This is a genomic window from Nocardia sp. NPDC047038, from assembly GCF_040644075.1.
Taxonomy (GTDB): Bacteria; Actinomycetota; Actinomycetes; order Mycobacteriales; family Mycobacteriaceae; genus Nocardia; species Nocardia sichangensis.
In genome coordinates, this window is record NZ_JBEYVQ010000015.1 from 66,828 (window position 1) to 85,984 (window position 19,157).

Here is a 19,157-nt window from a genome sequence, read left to right on the forward strand (position 1 = left end):
AGCATTCCTACGCCCGCTACACTCATCCCCGGACCGCGTGAGTAATCAATATGCGGGATGTCACGATTTCGAGAAGGTTCGGAGTAGGCGCCATCGATACCGGTCAGTTGATCGCGGAGCATTACCGCCTGGTCGAGCGGATTGGTAGCGGCGGCACGGGCGTGGTCTGGCGTGCCGTCGACGAACGCCTCCAGCGCTCCGTGGCCGTCAAGCAGATCCACATCCAGCCGAGCCTGCCCGAGGCCGAACGCGACGTGGTGCGCCAGCGCGCGATCCGGGAGGCCCGCAACGCCGCCCGCTTCCAGCATCCGAACGCGATCGTCGTGTTCGACATCACCGAGCACGAGGGCGACCCCTGCCTGGTGATGGAGTACTTGAAGTCCAAGAGCCTCGCCGCGGTGATCGCCGCGCAGGGCACCTTGCCGCTGACCCAGGTCGCGCGGATCGGCGAGCAGGTCGCCTCGGCGCTGATCGCCGCGCATCAGGCGGGCATCGTGCACCGTGACGTGAAACCGGGCAACATCCTGCTCGATGATCACGGCACGGTGAAGATCACCGACTTCGGCATCTCCCGCGCCACCGGCGACGTCACCCTCACCGAGACCGGGCTGATCTGCGGCACCGCCGCCTACCTCGCGCCCGAGGTCGCCCGTGGCTCCGATCCGAGTCCCGCCTCCGATGTGTTCGCGCTGGGCGCCACGCTGTTCCACGCGCTCGAGGGCGAACCGCCCTACGGTGCGGGCTCCAATCCGCTCGCGGTGCTCTACGCGGCCGCGAACGGTCAGCTGAGCGAACCGCGCAACGCGGGCCCCGCCACGGATTTCCTGCTCGACCTGCTCAGCCCCGAGCCGCGCGAGCGTCCGAGCATGCGGGCGGCGCGCGAGCACCTCGCCGCGTTCGCCGACGCGGGTCCGGCCCCGGTGGCCGCCGGATTCGTGCCCGCCAGCGAGGCGTTCGCCCGGCCGAGGGCGGGCCAGTCCGAATCGGCGACCCGCGAGCTGCGGCCTTCGGCGATGGCGTCGACGCCTTACACGCCGACCGAGCGCCAGCCGCGCTCCCGTCCGGTCCCCCCGCCGCCACCCGCCCACCCGGACACCGCGACGCACCCCCGCACCATGGCCCAGCCGCGGCCGCAGTCCCGGCAGGGCTCGGGCGGCAAACGCCGCGCGATCTTGATCGGCGCACTGATCGGCGCGGTCGCCGTCGTCGGGGCCATCGTGGTGAACATGATGAGTTCGTCGGGTTCGGGCACCAGCACGGCCCAGGGCAGCACGTCTTCCGTGGTCGCGTCGACGCGCCCTGGTGCGAACACGACGTCGGCCGCCGCCTCGGTTGGGGAGACGAAGAGCGTCGGCAAGGCCGACTCGCGGCAGTCCATCGATCTAGTGGTGAACTTCTACAACAATCTGACGTACTTGAGCTTCTCCGCTGCTTGGAAACAGCTGACCCCCGCCGCCCAGCAGGTATACGGCAGCCAGCAAGCCTTCGAGGACTATTGGACGCAGAATCGGGTGTCGACGTTCAACACCGTCGACACCGGCGGCGGTTCGGGCGCCAACGCGGACGGTTCGGTGGACGTCAACGTGGCCAGCGTGTCCTACGGGAGCCGGAACAAGTCGGTGACGCTCCGGTTGATCAATCCCGGAAACGGGTCCGTGCTCATCGACAGCGACACCCGCTGACGCGTGAACCCGGCGCACCCCCCGCGATAGATCGATAGCGGTGCCGGACTCGGCGCGCCGCGGGAACACCCCCGCTGCCCGGACCTGCGCACATGGGTCCACTGCGGCCCCGCCGCCCGGACCACGCGGATAACGGCTGGCGTCGGCCCATTAGGCTGGTAGCGGCAACTTTCCTGTTGCGGAATCAGCTGGAGACAAGGACCGACACCACATGACAACCCGCATCGAGCTCGCCCGCGTCGATCTGCGCGGTCGTACTCCCTCCGTCGCCGAGCTGCGCGCCGCGCTGCCGCGCGGGGGAGTCGACGTGGACTCGGTGCTGCATCAGGTGCGCCCGGTGGTCGAGGCGATCCGTGATCATGGTGTGTCGGCGGCGATGGAGTTCAGCGAGCGCTTCGACGGGATCATCCCGGCGACGGTGCGGGTGCCCGCGGCCGAGCTGGAAGCCGCGCTGGAGCGGCTGGATCCGGCGGTCCGCGCCGCGCTGGAGGAATCCATCGCCAGGGCGCGCAAGGTGCACGCCGATCAGCGGCGCGCCGACAAGACCACCGAGGTGGTGCCGGGCGGCACCGTCACCGAGCGCTGGGTGCCCGTCGAGCGGGTCGGCCTGTACGTGCCGGGCGGGAACGCCGTCTACCCGTCCAGCGTCGTGATGAACGTGGTGCCCGCGCAGACCGCGGGCGTCGGCTCGCTGGTGGTGGCCTCGCCGCCGCAGGCCCAGTTCGGCGGGCTGCCGCACCCCACCATCCTGGCCGCCGCGCAACTGCTCGGCGTCGACGAGGTGTGGGCGGTCGGCGGCGCCCAGGGCGTCGCGCTGCTGTCCTACGGCGGCGTCGACACCGACGGCGCGCAGCTGGAACCGGTCGATCTGATCACCGGGCCGGGCAACATCTACGTCACCGCTGCCAAGCGGCTGTGCCGCGGCCTGGTCGGCATCGACGCCGAGGCGGGGCCCACCGAGATCGCCATCCTCGCCGACGCGACCGCCGATCCGGTGCACGTCGCCGCCGACCTGATCAGCCAGGCCGAGCACGATGTCCTCGCCGCGAGCGTGCTGGTCACCGACAGCGAGCAGCTGGCCGACGCGGTGGACGCGGCGCTCACCACGCAACTGGCCGTGGTCAAGCACGCCCACCGGGTGACCGAGGCGCTGCGCGGCAAGCAGTCCGGCACCGTCCTGGTCGACGACATCGAGCAGGGCCTGCGCGTGGTGAACGCCTACGCCGCCGAGCACCTGGAGATCCAGACCGCCGACGCGCCCGCGGTCGCGGCCAGGGTGCGCAGCGCGGGCGCGGTGTTCGTCGGCGCGTACGCGCCGGTCAGCCTCGGTGACTACTGCGCGGGCTCCAACCACGTGCTGCCCACCGCGGGCTGCGCGCGGCACTCCTCCGGCCTGAGCGTGCAGACCTTCCTGCGCGGCATCCACGTCGTGGAGTACACCGAAGCGGCGCTGAAGGACGTGGCAGGCCACGTGGTGGCGCTGGCGAACGCCGAGGACCTGCCCGCACACGGCCAGGCCGTGCAGGCGCGTTTCGAGGCCCTGTCGTGACGCGCGCGGTGAGCGCGCCCGGCGCGGACCTGACCCTGGAAGATCTGCCGCTGCGGGAGAACCTGCGTGGCAAGAAACCCTACGGCGCACCGCAATTGACGGTCCCCGTGCAGTTGAACACGAACGAGAACCCGCATCCGCCGAGCCGGGCGCTGATCGACGATGTCGCCGAATCGATCCGGGCGGCCGCCGCGGACCTGCACCGCTACCCGGACCGCGACGCCGTCGCGCTGCGCACCGACCTGGCGCGGTATCTGACCGCGCAGACCGGTGTTGCGGTGCAGACCGGCAACGTCTGGGCGGCCAACGGCTCCAACGAGATCCTGCAGCAGCTGCTGCAGGCCTTCGGCGGACCGGGCCGCAGCGCACTGGGTTTCGTGCCCTCGTACTCGATGCACCCGATCATCTCCGAGGGCATCGACACCGAGTGGATCGAGGCCAAGCGCAACGCCGACTTCTCCCTCGACATCGAGCACGCGCTGGCCGCCATCGCCGAGCGCAGGCCGGATGTGGTGTTCGTGACCAGCCCGAACAATCCCACCGGGCACAGCATCCCGCAGGACGACCTCGCGCGCATCCTCGCGGCCGCCCCCGGCATCGTGGTGGTCGACGAGGCCTACGGCGAATTCTCCGCGCAGCCGAGCGCCATCGGGCTGATCGACCGTTTCCCCGCGAAGCTCGTGGTGACCAGGACGATGAGCAAGGCCTTCGCGTTCGCCGGTGGGCGTCTGGGCTATCTGGTCGCCGCACCCGCGGTGATCGACGCGATGCTGTTGGTGCGGCTGCCCTACCACCTGTCGGTGGTCACCCAGGCCGCCGCGCGCGCCGCCCTGCGGCACGCCGAGGAGACCCTCGGCAGCGTGGCCGAACTGGCCGCGCAGCGCGACCGGGTGGCGGCGGCGCTGCGAGAACTCGGTTACGACGTGATCCCCAGCGATGCCAACTTCCTGCTGTTCGGCCGCTTCACCGACGCGGCGCGCAGCTGGCAGCGCTACCTCGATCACGGCGTGCTGATCCGTGATGTCGGCCTGCCCGGCTACCTGCGCACCACGATCGGCCTAGCCGCCGAGAACGACGAACTGTTGCGGGTCAGCGGACTGCTGGCGGGCACCGACCTGGCGCCGCGATGAACCAGCGCCGGACATCCCCAGGCGACAATTCGATTGGACGTGAGCATGAGTAGGACCGCCCGGGTGGAGCGGGTCACCAAGGAATCCAGCATCGTGGTCGAGCTGGATCTCGACGGCACCGGCAAGACCGAGATCGCCACCGGCGTCCCCTTCTACGACCACATGCTGACCGCGCTCGGCGCGCACGCGAGCTTCGACCTGACCGTGCGCGCGGAGGGCGACATCGAGATCGAGGCGCATCACACGGTCGAGGACACCGCGATCGTGTTCGGTCAGGCACTGGGCAAGGCGCTGGGCGACAAGGCGGGCATCCGCCGGTTCGGCGACGCCTACATCCCGATGGACGAGACGCTGGCGCACGCCGCGGTCGACGTGTCCGGCCGCCCCTACTGCGTGCACACCGGGGAGCCGGATCACCTGCTGCACACGGTGATTCCCGGTTCCGGGCCCGGCGCGCCGTACTCCACGGTGCTCAACCGCCACGTCTTCGAGTCGATCGCGCTGAACGCGCGCATCGCGCTGCACGTGCGGGTGCTCTACGGCCGCGACCAGCACCACGTCACCGAGGCCGAGTTCAAGGCGGTGGCGCGTGCGCTGCGCACCGCGGTGGAACTCGATCCCCGGGTGAGCGGGATTCCGTCGACGAAGGGAACCCTGTGAGCGGCAAGTCCGTGGCCCTGCTCGACTACGGCTCCGGAAACCTGCACTCCGCCGAACGGGCGCTGGCGAGGGCGGGCGCGCGGGTGGAGGTGACCGCCGACCCCGAAGCGGTGCTGGCCGCCGACGGTCTGGTCGTGCCCGGCGTCGGAGCGTTCGCCGCGTGCATGGCGGGACTGCGCGGGGTGCGGGGCGAGCGCCTGATCGGTCAGCGGCTGGCAGGCGGGCGGCCGGTGCTGGGCATCTGCGTCGGCATGCAGATCCTGTTCGAGCGCGGCGTCGAGTTCGGCGAGGAGACCGACGGGTGCGCCGAATGGCCCGGCACGGTCGAACGGTTGTCCGCGCCGGTGCTGCCGCACATGGGGTGGAACACCGTCTCCGCCCCGTCCGACAGCGTGCTGTTCGCGGGCCTCGACGCCGACACCCGGTTCTACTTCGTGCACTCCTACGCCGCCCAGACGTGGGATCTGCCGCCCAGCGAGCACTTCGCCGCACCCAAGCTGACCTGGGCCGAGCACGGAGTGCCGTTCCTGGCGGCGGTGGAGAACGGTGCGCTGTCGGCGACCCAGTTCCACCCGGAGAAGTCCGGTGACGCGGGTGCACACCTGCTGCGCAACTGGGTGAACGCGCTGTAGGCCGGTCCCGCGCACGAGCGCGAGACCGGCCGTCCGGTCAGTGCTTCCTGACCTTGCTGACCAGCCAGCGCCCGTCGACCCGGTCCACCGTCACGGTCATCGACATGCGGCTGGTCTGCGGGAGACCGTCGGTCTCGTCGCTGGTCACCGTCCGTACCACGTCGACGTCCACCTCGGCCCGGTTGTCGTCACCCGAGACGATGCGGCAATCGGCCGAGTTGGCCTCGGCGCGGATGTGCGCGGCCTCCGCGCTCGACTGGATGTTGGCGCGGAAGTTCTCGAACTCGGTCCGGAATTCCCCGGTGCTGAGGTCGAGCATTCGCCGCGCGTGGTCGCCGAACCGCGCGTAGTCGTAGGTCGCCGCGGCGGAACCGAATTCGCATCCCGCCAGGCGCGCCTCCTCGGGCGGGGCGGCGGTGGCGGCGGGAGCGGCGACGAAGGCCGCGGAGCAGACGGCTGCCGAAAGAGACAGGGCGGCAGCGAGTTTGGATCGTGACATGCACTTCCTCGGTGCGAAATGGAAGCGGCGACCGGGGGTGATCGCCGAGCGGAGACGATACCGCCCGCGCCGCCCCGGATCGCGGCGATCTCGTGACGGATCACGACATCCCGGCTTCGCTGAAACCCATCGAGCGATTCGCGAGCACCGTCCCCGGCGGGGACCTCACGCTCGGTGCAGCGCCGACGCTGGGCCCTGATCGCGGGCACGGTGTCGCCTGCGCCACCGGACCGGGCGGCAGTAGCTCGGCGCTATTCGTGACCGCGGGGCTGGATCCTGTTCGGCCGCCGGAGCACGCGCACGCTCACCGAGATCGAACGGACGGCGAAGGGAGGTCCAGGTCGACCGGGGTGCGCGGATCGCGGCGGCCGTGGTGACGGCCGTGCTCGCCGCTGCGGCCCGGAACCGCTCTCGCGTGTTCGACGCGCCCCTGATCACGGGCGCTTGCCGGTGGACCAGATCGGGGTCGTCTGCACCCGGGACAGACGCCATCCTTCGCCGGTGCGGACCGCGTCGAAGCGGTAGACCTCGCCGAGGGTGTAGACCGGCTGCGGAGGTGTGCCGTCGGAGGCGGCGAGCGCGAAGGTGGCGATCAGGTTGGCCCGCACCTCCGCCGTGTCGCCGCGCAGGTCGATCAGCACATTGCCGATGACGTGCTGGATGCGCAGATGTTCGCCGTGGTTGCGGCTCGCCTGGGCGATCAGCGCGTCGCGGCCCTCGGCCGTGCCGCCGGGTGTCTTCGCGGTCGCGTCGGGGGTGTAGATCGTCCGCAGGTCGTCGAATCGTCCCTCGTCCAGGGCGCGACCGAGCCGGTCGACCAACGCGGTGATCTGCCCGCGGTCCAGCAGTTCGCGCACCTCCGCAGTCGGCGTCGCGGTGGCCGAGGCGCAGGCGGCGGTGAGTGCGGCCAGCGGGAGGGTCAGCAGGGGGAGGGCGAGCCGGACTTTGCGCATCGAACGCACCTTTCAGAATAACGTTGGCGATTCCAACATTGGCTACGCCAACTTAACAGATTGTGGGTGCAGCCAACAAATTTTGGCGAGGTGGCCGCGTGGACGTCGTGCAGGTGAAGGTTCGCGGGGTGCCCGCCAGGCTGGGTCGCACACCGGCGGCCACCGGCTCACGTCGATCGGCCCGAATCCGTGATCGAACTCGCATCCGCCCAGGCCCTGCACTCGGACGCGGCCGGGTAACCACTAGGCTGCTCTCGTGAGTCTTGTGCTGCTACCCGCCGTCGATGTCGCCAACGGAGAGGCCGTGCGCCTCGTGCAAGGAGAAGCCGGAAGCGAAACCAGCTACGGCTCGCCTCGTGAGGCGGCGCTGGCCTGGCAGGAAGCCGGCGCGGAATGGGTGCACCTGGTCGACCTGGACGCGGCCTTCGGGCGCGGCTCGAACCGGGAACTGCTCGCCGGCGTCGTCGGCGAACTCGACGTCAAGGTGGAACTGTCCGGAGGCATCCGCGACGACGAGAGCCTGGAAGCGGCCCTGAGCACCGGTTGCGCCCGGGTCAACCTCGGTACCGCCGCGTTGGAGGACCCGGTCTGGTGCGCGAAGGCCATCGCCCGCCACGGCGAGCGCATCGCCGTCGGCCTCGACGTGCGCATCGTCGACGGCGAACACCGATTGCGCGGACGCGGCTGGGTGAGCGACGGCGGCGACCTGTGGGAGGTGCTCGAGCGCCTGGAGCGCGACGGCTGCTCGCGCTACGTGGTGACCGACGTGACCAAGGACGGCACGCTCACCGGCCCGAACCTGGACCTGCTGCGCGAGGTCTGCGCGGCCACCGACGCCCCGGTGATCGCCTCCGGCGGCGTCTCCACCATCGCGGACCTGGTCGCGATCGCCGAACTGGTGCCGGAAGGCGTCGAGGGGTCGATCGTCGGCAAGGCGCTCTACGCGGGCCGGTTCACCCTGCCCGAGGCGCTGGCCGCGGTGAGATGACCCAGGAGCTGTCGGCACTGCTCGCGGAGGCGAGCGAGATCCTGGACTCGGTGCGCCCGCGGTTCATCGAGGGCATCGGCGCGCCGAGCGCGGTCGCCAAGGGCCGCAACGACTTCGCCACCGAGCTGGACCTGGAACTGGAACGCACCGTCTCCGCCGAACTGCGCAGACGCACCGGCATCGAGGTGCATGGTGAGGAGTTCGGCGGACCGCAACTCACCTCGGGCACCGCATGGGTGCTCGACCCGATCGACGGCACCTTCAACTACTCGTCCGGGCATCCGCTCTCCGGCATGTTGCTCGCGCTGGTTCGCGACGGCGAGCCGGTGCTCGGGCTGACCTGGCTGCCGCTGCTCGACCGCCGCTACGCCGCCATGACCGGAGGCCCAGTGCTGCTGGACGGGCGACCGCTGCCGCCGCTGCCGCGCGGCAAGCTGGCCGAGGCGATGATCGGTTTCGGCGCGTTCAACGTCGACTCGCACGGCCGCATCCCCGGCCAGTTCCGCTTCGACCTGCTCGGCCCGCTGAGCAGGCTGTCCTCCCGGGTGCGCATGCACGGCTCGACCGGCATCGATCTGGCGTTCACCGCCTCGGGCGTGCTCGGCGGCGCGATCGTGTTCGGGCACCATCCCTGGGACAACGCGGCGGGCGTCGCGCTGGTGCGCGCGGCGGGCGGAGTGGTCACCGACCTGGTGGGCGAGCCGTGGACCATCGCCTCCGGCTCCGTGCTCGCGGCCGCGCCCGGCGTGCACGAGGAACTGCTCGACATGATCTGCACGGTCGCCGATCCGGCGGCCGCGGAGAAAGGGTGAGGCAATGACGTTGGCCGTACGGGTGATCCCGTGTCTGGACGTCGACGCGGGACGCGTGGTGAAGGGCGTCAACTTCGAGAACCTGCGCGACGCGGGTGATCCCGTCGAACTGGCCGCGCTCTACGACGCGCAGGGCGCCGACGAGCTGACCTTCCTCGACGTGACCGCCTCCACCGGCGACCGCGGCACCATGATCGACGTGGTGACCCGCACCGCCGAGCAGATCTTCATCCCGCTCACCGTGGGCGGCGGGGTGCGCACGGTCGAGGACGTGGACCGCCTGCTGCGCGCGGGCGCGGACAAGGTCTCGGTGAACACCGCCGCGATCGCGCGGCCGGAGGTGCTGCGCGAGATGTCCGAGCGATTCGGCTCCCAGTGCATCGTGCTTTCGGTGGACGCGCGCACCGTGCCGCAGGGGCAACCCGACACCCCCTCCGGGTGGGAGGTGACCACCCACGGCGGCAAACGCGGCACCGGCATCGACGCCGTCGAATGGGCCGTACGCGGCGCCGAACTCGGTGTCGGCGAGATCCTGCTCAATTCCATGGACGCCGATGGCACCAAGGCCGGTTTCGACCTGTCGATGATCCGTGCCGTGCGGGCGGCGGTCACCGTCCCGGTGATCGCCAGCGGCGGCGCTGGCGCGGTCGAGCACTTCGCCCCTGCGGTGCACGCGGGCGCCGACGCGGTGCTCGCGGCCAGCGTGTTCCACTTCGGCGATCTGACCATCGGCCAGGTCAAGGATTCGATGCGGGCGGAGAAGATCGTCGTCCGGTAGCGACTGGCGGAAATTCGCCGACCAGGAAGGCGGGTCGAAGCGGCGCGGTTGCATCGGGCATGACCATCGGAATCGCGCTGTCGCCGTTCGCTCTCGACGCCTCCGGCAACGCCGTGGACACGGCGGTGTCGCTGGGTGAGTCGGCGCTCGCCGCCGGAGTGTCGTCCGTGTGGTTCGGCCAGACGCTCAGCTACGACGCCATCGCGCTGGCCGGGATCGTCGGCCGCGCCGTGCCGGGACTCACGGTCGGCACGTCCGCGGTGCCGATCACGGCGCGTCATCCGCTGCTGATCTCCAGCCAGGCGCAGACCGCGCAGGCGGCCACCGGCGGCCGGTTCACCCTCGGGCTCGGCCTGGGCGCGAAATTCCTCGCCGACCCGGTCTTCGGCGGATCCTTCGACCGGCCGATCACCCGGCTGCGCGAGTTCCTCACCGCGCTGCGCACCGTGTTGCACACCGGCACGGTGGATTTCCACGGCGAGACGCTCACCGCCGCCACGCCGCTGCCCGCCGCGGTGGCCGGCGCACACCCGCCGGCGCCGATCCTGGTGGCCGCCATGGGCCCGCAGGCCCTGCGCGTCACGGGTGAGCTGGCCGACGGCGCCCTGCCCTTCCTGGTCGGCCCGAAGGCGCTGGCCGAGCACATCGTCGCACCGCTCACCGCCGCGGCGGAGCGGGCCGGGCGGCCCGCACCCCGGATCACCGTCCTGGTTCCCGGCGTGATCACCGCCGACCTCGATGCCGCCCGTGCGGCCGCCGCGGCCCAGACGACGTTCTACGACGACATCCCCTCCTATGCGCGGGTGATCGAGCTGTCCGGTGCCTCGCGGGCGGCGGAACTCGTGGTGATCGGCGACGAGGACCTGATCGCGGCCCGCGTCGCGGAGTACTTCGCGGCGGGCGCGACGGAGGTCGTGTTCTCGCAGACCGATCTGACCACCCCGAAGGACCAGCGGCGCACCTGGGCGGTGCTCGGCGAACTCCAGCGCTCCCAGGTGGGCTGATCGTGCACTCCGGGCGCGCTCGGTCGCGGGCGCCCCTGTTATAACGGTGCTATGAGTCTCGACCCCGCCATCGCCGCCCGTCTCAAGCGCAATGACGCCGGATTGGTCTCGGCCGTCGCGCAGGAACGCGCCACCGGTGACGTGCTGATGGTCGCGTGGATGGACGACGAGGCGCTGGCGCGCACGCTGGAAACCCGTAAGGCCACGTACTATTCGCGTTCCCGTCGGCAGTACTGGGTCAAGGGGGAGACTTCCGGCCACACCCAGTACGTGCACGAAGTACGACTCGACTGCGACGGCGACACGATCCTGCTGATCGTCGACCAAGAAGGCGCGGCCTGCCACACCGGCACGCACACCTGCTTCGACTCGGACGTGCTCCTGGCCGCGCGATCCTGAACCGGGGATGCCCCGAATGGGCGCTGTCGGACGTCGTTCGTCCTCAGCCCGCGCATGGCCGCAGGGAAGGCGGAGGTACGTTCAGGAGCCGTTCGGTTGCTGGTCGTCCCGGCTCGCGGGCGTGAGTTCGCCGAGCCGGTCGAGTGCGTCGGCCAGCCGCTCGGCCAGCAGTTCGCCGAGTTCGGCGACCTGCGCCTTCTGCGCCTCGTCCAAGCCGTCGAAGACCAAGTGCCGCACGGCTTCCAGATATCCGGGTGCGGCCTCGACGACCTTCAGGTACCCGTCGTCGGTGAGTACGGCGTGCACGCCGCGCCGCCCCGCCGTCGCCGAACGCTGTGCCCAGCCCATGCGCTCCAATTTGGACACCACATGCGACAATCGCGATAGCGATGCATTTGCCTTGTGGGCAAGCTCACTCATCTGCAGGCGATGGCCCGGTTCCTCCGACAACAGCGTCAGCACCCAGTACTCGAAATGCGTCACGCCGGACTCGCGCTGCAGCTGGGTGTCCAAGGCTCCTGGCAGCCGCGTCATCAGCGCCACGATCGCACGCCACGCGCGTTGTTCGACCGGGTCGAGCCACTTCGTCACTGTGTGCCTTCTTTCAAGCCAAGTGACGTGGTTTTGTTCGTTGTCCTAGTGATTGTCGAAAATCTTGTGCACAGTCACCCGCGACATTGAGTTTGCCACGACTTCGCTCGACCGTCATAAAGATGCCGCATGACGTGAGTTCACTCACACGTGGCGCGGCGGCGTGTCCTCGGCCTTCGGTTTCGCCGGGTGGGTGCGCCGCCACCTGCGCAGCAGCAACAGCGCCACGGCGACGAGGAACAACAGCGTCGCGATGACGGCGCCGGTGAGCGCGGCGCCACGGAAGGCGGGCGCGTCGACATCCAAGATCCGCTGACCCGCGTGGGCGGCACTGCTGTTGCCCAGCACGATGGTCAGCGTCATCAGGTTGGGGATGGCGCACAGGATCGCGACCACCGCGGCCGCTCCGGCCAGGAATCTGCCTGCCTTACGCCGCCACACCAGCACGGCGAACAGCAGCAGGAAAAGCGTGACGACGGTGCAGAATCCGCCGTAGAACAGCCCCCAGCCGATGCCCTTGGCGAAGCTTCCGTGCACCATCGACCCGACCCGCTGCGCCCACCAGCGCGGGACGAACGCGGACAGGACGAAGTACGAGACGACCAGCACCGCGAGAATCGCCGCGCCGACGATGATCCGCGTGCGCCAGACGGCTGCCGCGGGTTTGCGCTCGCCCGGCTGCACGTCGGTCGAAGTCATGCGTCCAGCCTAGGCCGCGCCGTCATCGGGAAGCGGTCACGGCGCGCGCTCTTTACGTACCTCCGGCCTTCGCTGCGGCCATGCGAAGGGCTGACACGGACTGCCCGACAGCGCTCGTCTACCGGTTGCGCAGGTAGTTCAGCGCTTCGTCGGCGTGGACAGCGGCGCGCAGCTCGCCGGTGATGATCTTGCGGATGGTGCGGTCGGTGTCGATGACGAACGTTTGCCGCTTCACCGGTGCGAGTTTGCCGAGCAGCCCGCGCTTCACGCCGAACTTCGCGGCGACGGCGCCGTCGGCGTCGGAGAGCAACGGGTAGCCGAGGCGCTGTTTCTCGGCGAACCCGGCCTGGGTGTCCACGTTGTCGGCGCTGATGCCGACACAGGTGGCGCCGAGTGCGGCGAATTCGGCGGAGAGGTCGCGGAAGTGACAGGCCTCGGCCGTGCAGACGGGCGTGTTCGCCGCGGGATAGAAGAAGAGGACCAGAGGGCCGTCCGCCAGCAGCGCGTCGAGCGAGCGGCGAGTGCCGGATTGATCGGGAAGCTCGAAATCAGGGGCGAGCTGTCCTTGCTGCATACCCGGGAACACTACCGCGCGGTCGGTCGAATCGGGTATTTCGTGCGCCCCGGACCTGGTGCTCGTGCCCGCCGTGCGCTGTCCGCGATCCGATCGCGGCGCCGGTCATCGGGCACGAGCCGAGGGGCGGGGCGGCTACGCGCCGATGAGCGCCGCCACCTCAGGGTTCTTGATCGCCATCACATCGAGGATGCCGTGGGCCCGCAGGAACGGCCTCAGCTCTTTGATGCGGTCGCTGTGGACGGCGTATTCGTCGGGGAAGCGGTTCTTGTCGAGGGACTCCAGTGCTTTGACGTAGGTGACGAAGGACGCGAGCGCGTTGGCCGGGGCGCTTTGCTGGTAGGCCGGATGACTCGTGCCCCCGGTGCGCGGGGCGTGCGGGCGCGGGACGCTGTGGTTCGGGATGTGCCGAGAACCCTCGGGCGCTACCGATTGCGAGGGGTACATCAGTTGTCTCCTCTCGAGATGGATACCGCATGCGACGTGGAACGCCGCGAGTGTAGTGAGCCTCGCCACACCTTCGGCGACCGTGTGGGAACCGGACGGTCGACCTGATTTGTCGGGTTTGTCGCGCCGGGTCGCCGCGTCGGCGGCACCGCTCAATCGCCGGTCGGTCCGGCCTGGGATGATGAGTACATGGCAGGCGCGTCCACTCCCACCACCACGACCCGCGAGCAGTTCCATCAGCTGGCCGCGGAGCACCGGGTGGTCCCGGTCACCCGAAAGGTACTGGCGGACTCGGAGACTCCGCTGTCGGCCTACCGCAAACTCGCGGCCGACCGGGCGGGCACCTTCCTGTTCGAGTCCGCGGAGAACGGCCGGTCGTGGTCGCGCTGGTCGTTCATCGGCGCGGGCAGCCCCTCGGCGCTGACCGTCGTGGACGGCGAGGCGGCCTGGCTGGGCAATGTCCCGGCCGACGCGCCCTCCGGCGGCGATCCGCTGGTCGCGTTGCGCGAGACGCTGGAGCTGCTGCGCACCGAGCGGCTGCCCGGGCTGCCGCCGCTGACCGGCGGCATGGTCGGCTACCTCGGCTACGACGCGGTGCGCCGGATCGAGCGGCTGCCCGCCCTGGCGCTGGACGATCTGCGACTGCCGGAGATGGTGCTGCTGCTCGCCACCGACCTGGCCGCGTTCGACCACCACGAGGGCGCGATCACGCTGATCGCCAACGCGGTGAACTGGAACGGCACCGCCGAGCGCGTCGACGAGGCCTACGACGACGCGGTGGCCCGCCTGGACCGGATGACCGCCGCGCTCGGCGCGCCCGCCGACTCGACCGTGTCGGTGTTCGACCGGCCCGAGCCGCGATACCGGCGCAAGCGCACCACCGAGGAGTTCGGCGCGGGCGTGCGCCGCCTGGTCAAGGAGATCGAGGCGGGCGAAGCGTTCCAGGTGGTGCTGTCCCAGCGTTTCGAGATGGATTACGACGGTGCGCCGATCGATCTGTACCGGATGCTGCGCGCGTCGAATCCGAGCCCCTACATGTACCTGCTGCACATCCCGGACGGCGCTGGCGGCACCGCGTTCTCCATCGTCGGCTCCAGTCCGGAATCGCTGGTGACCGTGAAAGACGGTGTGGCGACGACACATCCGATCGCGGGCACCCGCTGGCGCGGCGGCACCGAGGAGGAGGACCTGCTGCTGGAGAAGGGCCTGCTCGCCGACGAGAAGGAGAACGCCGAGCACCTCATGCTCGTCGACCTCGGCCGCAACGACCTGGGCCGGGTGTGCGAGCCGGGCACCGTGCGGGTCACCGAGTACCGGCACATCGAGCGCTACAGCCATGTCATGCACCTCGTGTCGACGGTGTCGGGCCGGTTGGCGCCCGGACGGATCGCGCTGGACGCGGTGCGGGCGTGCTTCCCGGCGGGCACCCTGTCCGGCGCTCCCAAGGTGCGCGCGATGGAACTGATCGAGGAACTCGAGCCGACCCGGCGCGGCGTCTACGGCGGCGTCGTCGGGTACCTGGACTTCGCCGGTGACGCCGACACCGCCATCGCCATCCGCACCGCGCTGCTGAAGGACGGCACGGCCTACGTGCAGGCGGGCGCGGGCATCGTCGCGGACTCGGACCCGGAGTACGAGGACGTGGAGTCCCGCAACAAGGCGATGGCGGTGCTCAAGGCGATCGCGGCGGCCGGAACGGTGCGGGCCTACGGCACGGAACCCGGCGCGGCGGACGGCGGCACGCGATGACGGCTGCCCATCCCGGAGACGAACCGGACCGAGCGCGAGAACCGACCCCGGACACGGCGGGGCCACAAGCCGTTCCAGCGGCCGACGGCTCGGCCGGATCGGCGAGCGCGGAAGGCCGTTCGCGCCGCAACTACCCCGTCGCTCCAGTGGCGTTGCTCGCCCTCGCCGCCGCCGCGCTGTGGGCGTCGTCCCGGATGACCTGGGTGACGGTCACCTCGTCGGACGGTCTGACCCAGCCCCGCACCGATCATCTGAACGGCGGCGTGTGGTTCGGCGCGCTGACACCGCTGGCGCTGGTCCTGCTCGCCTCGATCGCGGCCGTGCTGGCCACCAAGGGCTGGTTGCGTCGCGTGGTCGGCGTGCTGATCGCGTTGGTCGCCGCGGTGGCCGCGGTACCCGCGTTCGCGTTGCTGACCGATTCCGGCAAGACCGCCGAGCGGGCCGCGAAGCTCGCGGAGCTCCCGGCGCGCGCGCAGGTCGAGACGGCGACCACCTCGGCGTTCCCCGCCGTGCTCGCGCTGCTCGGCGCGATCGCCGCGTTCGGCGCGGGCGCCCTGCTGGCCCGCATGCCCGCCGAGACGGCGCGGCTGTCCGGCAAGTACGACAACCCGGTCTTCCGGCGCGCCGCCGCCACGGCGGAGGTCACGCAGCGGCGCGCGCAGTCTCCGGACGACCGGTCGGCACCTCAGCTGTCCGAGCGCGTGCTGTGGGACGCGCTGGACGCGGGCACCGACCCGACCGACGAACCGCAGGCCGGGCAGGCGTCCCCAGAAGATTCCGACCCGGGCGAGGCGGGCCGACGTGGCCGCTGAGCTGTCTCCGCGCGGCGGGTGTGGCGGGTGCCACCTTGCGCGGAGCCCTTCCGCATGGTTCAACCCCAGCCCCGGCGCGAACGCGCCCGGTAGGTCCATTTATTCTTTGACAGCATCGGTGAGACAGCGCCTGGGGGGATTCTCAGGTAGCAAGTCCGTCTCCCCAGAAAGGATTCGAGCCAGATGACGGTACTCGACTCGATTCTCGACGGGGTCCGCGCGGATGTGGCCGCTCGGGAAGCCCTGCTGGACTTCCAGGCGGTCAAGGCGGCCGCCGCGGCGGCTTCCGCGCCGCTGGACGCCCGCGCGGCGCTGCTCGAGGACGGCATCGGCGTGATCGCCGAGGTCAAGCGAGCAAGTCCGTCCAAGGGCGAGCTGGCGGACATCCCGGACCCGGCGAGTCTGGCCAAGGCCTACGAGGACGGTGGCGCGCGGATCATCAGCGTGCTCACCGAGGGCCGCCGCTTCAACGGGTCGCTGGACGACCTGGACGCGGTCCGCGCCACGGTGAGCATCCCGATCCTGCGCAAGGACTTCGTCGTCGGCCCGTACCAGATCCACGAGGCGCGCGCGCACGGCGCGGACGTCATCCTGCTGATCGTCGCGGCGCTGGAACAGGACGTGCTGTCCTCCCTGATCGACCGCACCGAGTCGCTGGGCATGACCGCGCTGGTCGAGGTGCACACCGAGGAGGAGGCCGACCGCGCGCTGGAGGCGGGCGCGTCGGTGATCGGCGTCAACGCCCGCAACCTCAAGACACTCGAGGTCGACCGCGACGTGTTCGCGCGGATCGCGCCCGGATTGCCCACCGAGGTCATCCGGATCGCCGAGTCCGGCATCCGCGGCACCGCCGACCTGCTGGCCTACGCGGGCGCGGGCGCGGACGCCGTGCTCGTCGGCGAGGGGCTGGTGACCAGTGGCGACCCCCGCGCGGCGGTCTCCGAGCTGGTGACCGCGGGCACCCACCCGTCCTGCCCGAAGCCGGCACGGCGGGGTCGGTGACCGGCGTGGCGGCGGTACCTCAGGCCAGCGACGGCGTCGCCCAGCGCAGCGGCCACGAGCCCGACGTGGGCGGGCACTTCGGCGTCTACGGCGGCAGGCACGTGCCGGAAGCGCTGATGGCCGTCATCGAGGAGGTCACCGCCGAGTACGAGAAGTCCCGGCTCGACGACTCCTTCCTCAACGAACTCGATCGGCTGCAGCGCGACTACACCGGCCGCCCGTCGCCGGTGTTCGAGTGCAAGCGGCTGTCCGAGCAGGCGGGCGGCGCCCGCATCCTGCTCAAGCGCGAAGACCTCAACCACACCGGCTCGCACAAGATCAACAATGTGCTCGGCCAGGCGCTGCTCGCCAAGCGGATGGGCAAGACCAGGGTGATCGCGGAGACCGGCGCGGGCCAGCACGGCGTCGCCACGGCGACCGCCTGCGCGCTGCTGGGCCTGGACTGCGTCGTCTACATGGGCGCGGTCGACACCGCGCGCCAGGCGCTCAACGTGGCCAGGATGCGCCTGCTCGGCGCCGAGGTGATCTCGGTGACCTCCGGTTCGCAGACGCTCAAGGACGCCATCAACGAGGCGCTGCGCGACTGGGTGACCAACGCCGACGACACCTACTACTGCTTCGGCACCGCCGCGGGCCCGCACCCGTTCCCGATGCTGGTGCGCGATTTCCAGCGCATCATCGGCCTGGAGGCCCGCGCCCAGGTGCAAGCCACCACCGGCCGGTTGCCCGACGCGGTCGTCGCCTGCGTCGGCGGCGGATCCAACGCCATCGGCATCTTCCACGCGTTCCTCGACGACCCCGACGTCCGGCTGATCGGTTACGAAGCGGCCGGTGACGGCGTCGACACCGGCAGGCACGCGGCCACGTTCACCGGCGGGACGCCGGGAGCGTTCCAGGGCGCCTACTCGTACCTGCTGCAGGACGAGGACGGCCAGACCATCGAGTCGCATTCGATCTCGGCGGGCCTGGACTATCCGGGCGTCGGACCCGAGCACGCCTACCTCAAGGACGTCGGCCGCGCCGAATACCGGCCGATCACCGACACCGAGGCGATGGACGCCCTGCTTCTGCTCAGTCGCAAGGAGGGCATCATCCCCGCGATCGAGTCGGCGCACGCGGTGGCAGGCGCCCTGCAACTGGGCAAGGAACTCGGCGAGGGCGCGATCATCCTGGTAAACCTCTCCGGCCGGGGCGACAAGGACATGGACACGGCAGCGCGGTGGTTCGGGCTGTTCGACGAGCCGAAGGAGGAGGGCCGGTGAGCCAGCAGTCCCGCTTGGCGAACACCTTCGCCGCCTGCCGAGCCGAGGGCCGCGCGGCACTGATCGGTTACCTGCCCGCGGGCTACCCCGACCTGGCCGGTTCGATCGAGGTCGTGCGCGCGATGGTCGAAGCCGGATGCGACATCGTCGAGGTCGGCGTCGCCTACTCCGATCCCGTGATGGACGGCCCGACCATCCAGGCCGCCGCCGAACAGGCGCTGCGCGGCGGTGTGCGGGTACGCGACGTGTTCGCGGTGGTCGAGGCGATCACCGAAGCCGGGGGCAAGGCCGTCGTGATGAGCTACTGGAATCCCGTGCTCCAGTACGGCGTGGATCGCTTCGCGCGGGATCTGGCCGCCGCGGGCGGCGCGGGCATCATCACCCCGAACCTGATTCCGGAAGAGGCCGACGACTGGTTCATCGCCTCGTCCACGCACAACTTGGACCGCATCTTCCTGGTCGCGCCGTCGTCCACCGAGGAACGCCTGGTGAAGACGCTGGAGGCCAGTCGCGGCTTCGTCTACGCGGCCTCGACCATGGGCGTGACCGGCGCGCGGGACGTGGTGTCCTCGGCCGCACCCGCCCTGTGCGCGCGGATCCGGGCCCACTCCGACATCCCGATCGGCGTCGGCCTCGGCGTCCGCTCGGGCGAGCAGGCCGCCGAGATCGCGTCCTACTCCGACGGCGTCATCGTCGGCTCGGCGCTGGTGAGCGCGGCGGGCCAAGGGCTGGACGCGGTGCGAGCACTCACCGCGGAGCTGGCCGAAGGCGTGCGGTCGGCGACCGTCGCGTCCTAGCAACCGGTCGGAGTCCAGCGCAGCGCACGGTTTCGAAGCCCGTCCGACGGGCTCCGACTTCCGGACTTCGGACCCGGTAGCCGCCGAATCGTCATGATCCGGGCTCGGCACGGGCGTGCTCTGGGCGTCTTCGGCGAA

21 protein-coding genes are annotated in these 19,157 nt (G+C 70.6%); 15 read left to right on the forward strand and 6 right to left on the reverse strand.

Translation table 11 applies throughout. From position 1 onward, the window contains the following. The first annotated feature begins 50 nt into the window (after positions 1–50). The 5 genes from ABZ824_RS32330 to hisH all read left to right on the forward strand — a co-directional run bounded on the left by ABZ824_RS32330 (position 51) and on the right by hisH (position 5,653). Positions 51–1,682, forward strand: a complete 1,632-nt coding sequence (locus tag ABZ824_RS32330; RefSeq protein WP_356967786.1) for a protein kinase — start codon at positions 51–53, stop codon at positions 1,680–1,682. Positions 1,683–1,893: 211 nt separating this feature from the next. Next, positions 1,894–3,231 (forward strand): histidinol dehydrogenase, encoded by a 1,338-nt coding sequence (gene hisD / locus ABZ824_RS32335; protein WP_356967788.1) that lies wholly within the window; start codon positions 1,894–1,896, stop codon positions 3,229–3,231. Beyond that, positions 3,228–4,361 (forward strand): histidinol-phosphate transaminase, encoded by a 1,134-nt coding sequence (locus ABZ824_RS32340; RefSeq protein WP_355078273.1) that lies wholly within the window; start codon positions 3,228–3,230, stop codon positions 4,359–4,361. The genes hisD and ABZ824_RS32340 overlap by 4 nt, the downstream gene beginning before the upstream one ends. 45 nt (positions 4,362–4,406) lie before the next feature. Then, complete coding sequence (hisB, locus tag ABZ824_RS32345) at positions 4,407–5,021, forward strand: imidazoleglycerol-phosphate dehydratase HisB (RefSeq protein ID WP_039797249.1); 615 nt, start codon at positions 4,407–4,409, stop codon at positions 5,019–5,021. After that, entirely contained in the window at positions 5,018–5,653 is a 636-nt protein-coding gene (gene hisH / locus ABZ824_RS32350; protein ID WP_355078272.1) for an imidazole glycerol phosphate synthase subunit HisH, read from the forward strand. The genes hisB and hisH overlap by 4 nt, the downstream gene beginning before the upstream one ends. Before the next feature lie 37 nt (positions 5,654–5,690). On the opposite strand, the gene ABZ824_RS32355 is transcribed toward hisH, so the two are convergent. Then, positions 5,691–6,152: a hypothetical protein gene (locus tag ABZ824_RS32355; protein ID WP_356967791.1), complete on the reverse strand. Its 462-nt coding sequence runs from the start codon at positions 6,150–6,152 to the stop codon at positions 5,691–5,693. Positions 6,153–6,586: 434 nt separating this feature from the next. Further along, positions 6,587–7,105, reverse strand: coding sequence for a nuclear transport factor 2 family protein (locus ABZ824_RS32360; protein ID WP_356967793.1), 519 nt, complete (start codon positions 7,103–7,105; stop codon positions 6,587–6,589). 256 nt (positions 7,106–7,361) lie between these two features. On the opposite strand from ABZ824_RS32360, the gene priA reads away from it, so the two are divergent. From priA to hisI, 5 genes are read left to right on the forward strand one after another with little or no spacing between them, the layout of a single operon-like run. Continuing rightward, on the forward strand, positions 7,362–8,093 hold the full coding sequence (priA, locus tag ABZ824_RS32365; RefSeq protein ID WP_355078269.1) for a bifunctional 1-(5-phosphoribosyl)-5-((5-phosphoribosylamino)methylideneamino)imidazole-4-carboxamide isomerase/phosphoribosylanthranilate isomerase PriA: 732 nt from the start codon (positions 7,362–7,364) through the stop codon (positions 8,091–8,093). After that, on the forward strand, positions 8,090–8,905 hold the full coding sequence (locus ABZ824_RS32370; RefSeq protein WP_355078268.1) for an inositol monophosphatase: 816 nt from the start codon (positions 8,090–8,092) through the stop codon (positions 8,903–8,905). The genes priA and ABZ824_RS32370 overlap by 4 nt, the downstream gene beginning before the upstream one ends. A gap of 4 nt (positions 8,906–8,909) precedes the next feature. Beyond that, positions 8,910–9,683: an imidazole glycerol phosphate synthase subunit HisF gene (gene hisF, locus ABZ824_RS32375; protein WP_355078267.1), complete on the forward strand. Its 774-nt coding sequence runs from the start codon at positions 8,910–8,912 to the stop codon at positions 9,681–9,683. A gap of 59 nt (positions 9,684–9,742) precedes the next feature. Beyond that, positions 9,743–10,687 (forward strand): TIGR03564 family F420-dependent LLM class oxidoreductase, encoded by a 945-nt coding sequence (locus ABZ824_RS32380; RefSeq protein WP_356967796.1) that lies wholly within the window; start codon positions 9,743–9,745, stop codon positions 10,685–10,687. A 51-nt stretch (positions 10,688–10,738) separates the two neighbouring features. Further along, complete coding sequence (gene hisI, locus ABZ824_RS32385; protein WP_195082714.1) at positions 10,739–11,086, forward strand: phosphoribosyl-AMP cyclohydrolase; 348 nt, start codon at positions 10,739–10,741, stop codon at positions 11,084–11,086. An 81-nt stretch (positions 11,087–11,167) separates the two neighbouring features. Here hisI and ABZ824_RS32390 read toward each other — a convergent pair whose 3' ends face one another. The 4 genes from ABZ824_RS32390 to ABZ824_RS32405 form a co-directional block, all read right to left on the reverse strand. Further along, a complete protein-coding gene (locus ABZ824_RS32390; RefSeq protein ID WP_356967890.1) occupies positions 11,168–11,620 on the reverse strand; it encodes a MarR family transcriptional regulator in 453 nt (150 codons plus the stop codon). A gap of 201 nt (positions 11,621–11,821) precedes the next feature. Beyond that, entirely contained in the window at positions 11,822–12,376 is a 555-nt protein-coding gene (locus ABZ824_RS32395; protein WP_356967798.1) for a permease, read from the reverse strand. 118 nt (positions 12,377–12,494) lie between these two features. Continuing rightward, positions 12,495–12,950 carry a peroxiredoxin gene (locus ABZ824_RS32400; RefSeq protein WP_356967800.1) on the reverse strand — a complete coding sequence of 152 codons (456 nt, stop codon included), beginning with the start codon at positions 12,948–12,950 and terminating at the stop codon, positions 12,495–12,497. A 135-nt stretch (positions 12,951–13,085) separates the two neighbouring features. Next, positions 13,086–13,397 carry a hypothetical protein gene (locus tag ABZ824_RS32405; RefSeq protein ID WP_355078262.1) on the reverse strand — a complete coding sequence of 104 codons (312 nt, stop codon included), beginning with the start codon at positions 13,395–13,397 and terminating at the stop codon, positions 13,086–13,088. 189 nt (positions 13,398–13,586) lie between these two features. Between ABZ824_RS32405 and ABZ824_RS32410 the strand changes: the two genes are divergently transcribed. The 5 genes from ABZ824_RS32410 to trpA all read left to right on the forward strand — a co-directional run bounded on the left by ABZ824_RS32410 (position 13,587) and on the right by trpA (position 19,019). After that, the gene (locus tag ABZ824_RS32410) at positions 13,587–15,146 is read left to right on the forward strand and encodes an anthranilate synthase component I (protein WP_355078261.1); all 1,560 of its coding nucleotides are present in this window, start codon (positions 13,587–13,589) and stop codon (positions 15,144–15,146) included. Then, on the forward strand, positions 15,143–15,958 hold the full coding sequence (locus tag ABZ824_RS32415; RefSeq protein ID WP_356967803.1) for a TIGR02234 family membrane protein: 816 nt from the start codon (positions 15,143–15,145) through the stop codon (positions 15,956–15,958). The genes ABZ824_RS32410 and ABZ824_RS32415 overlap by 4 nt, the downstream gene beginning before the upstream one ends. A gap of 183 nt (positions 15,959–16,141) precedes the next feature. Next, positions 16,142–16,960 carry an indole-3-glycerol phosphate synthase TrpC gene (gene trpC, locus ABZ824_RS32420; protein ID WP_356967804.1) on the forward strand — a complete coding sequence of 273 codons (819 nt, stop codon included), beginning with the start codon at positions 16,142–16,144 and terminating at the stop codon, positions 16,958–16,960. After that, on the forward strand, positions 16,957–18,222 hold the full coding sequence (gene trpB, locus ABZ824_RS32425; RefSeq protein WP_356967806.1) for a tryptophan synthase subunit beta: 1,266 nt from the start codon (positions 16,957–16,959) through the stop codon (positions 18,220–18,222). Before trpC ends, trpB begins: the two co-directional genes overlap by 4 nt. Next, positions 18,219–19,019 (forward strand): tryptophan synthase subunit alpha, encoded by an 801-nt coding sequence (gene trpA, locus ABZ824_RS32430; RefSeq protein WP_356967808.1) that lies wholly within the window; start codon positions 18,219–18,221, stop codon positions 19,017–19,019. The genes trpB and trpA overlap by 4 nt, the downstream gene beginning before the upstream one ends. Positions 19,020–19,157 lie beyond the last annotated feature (138 nt).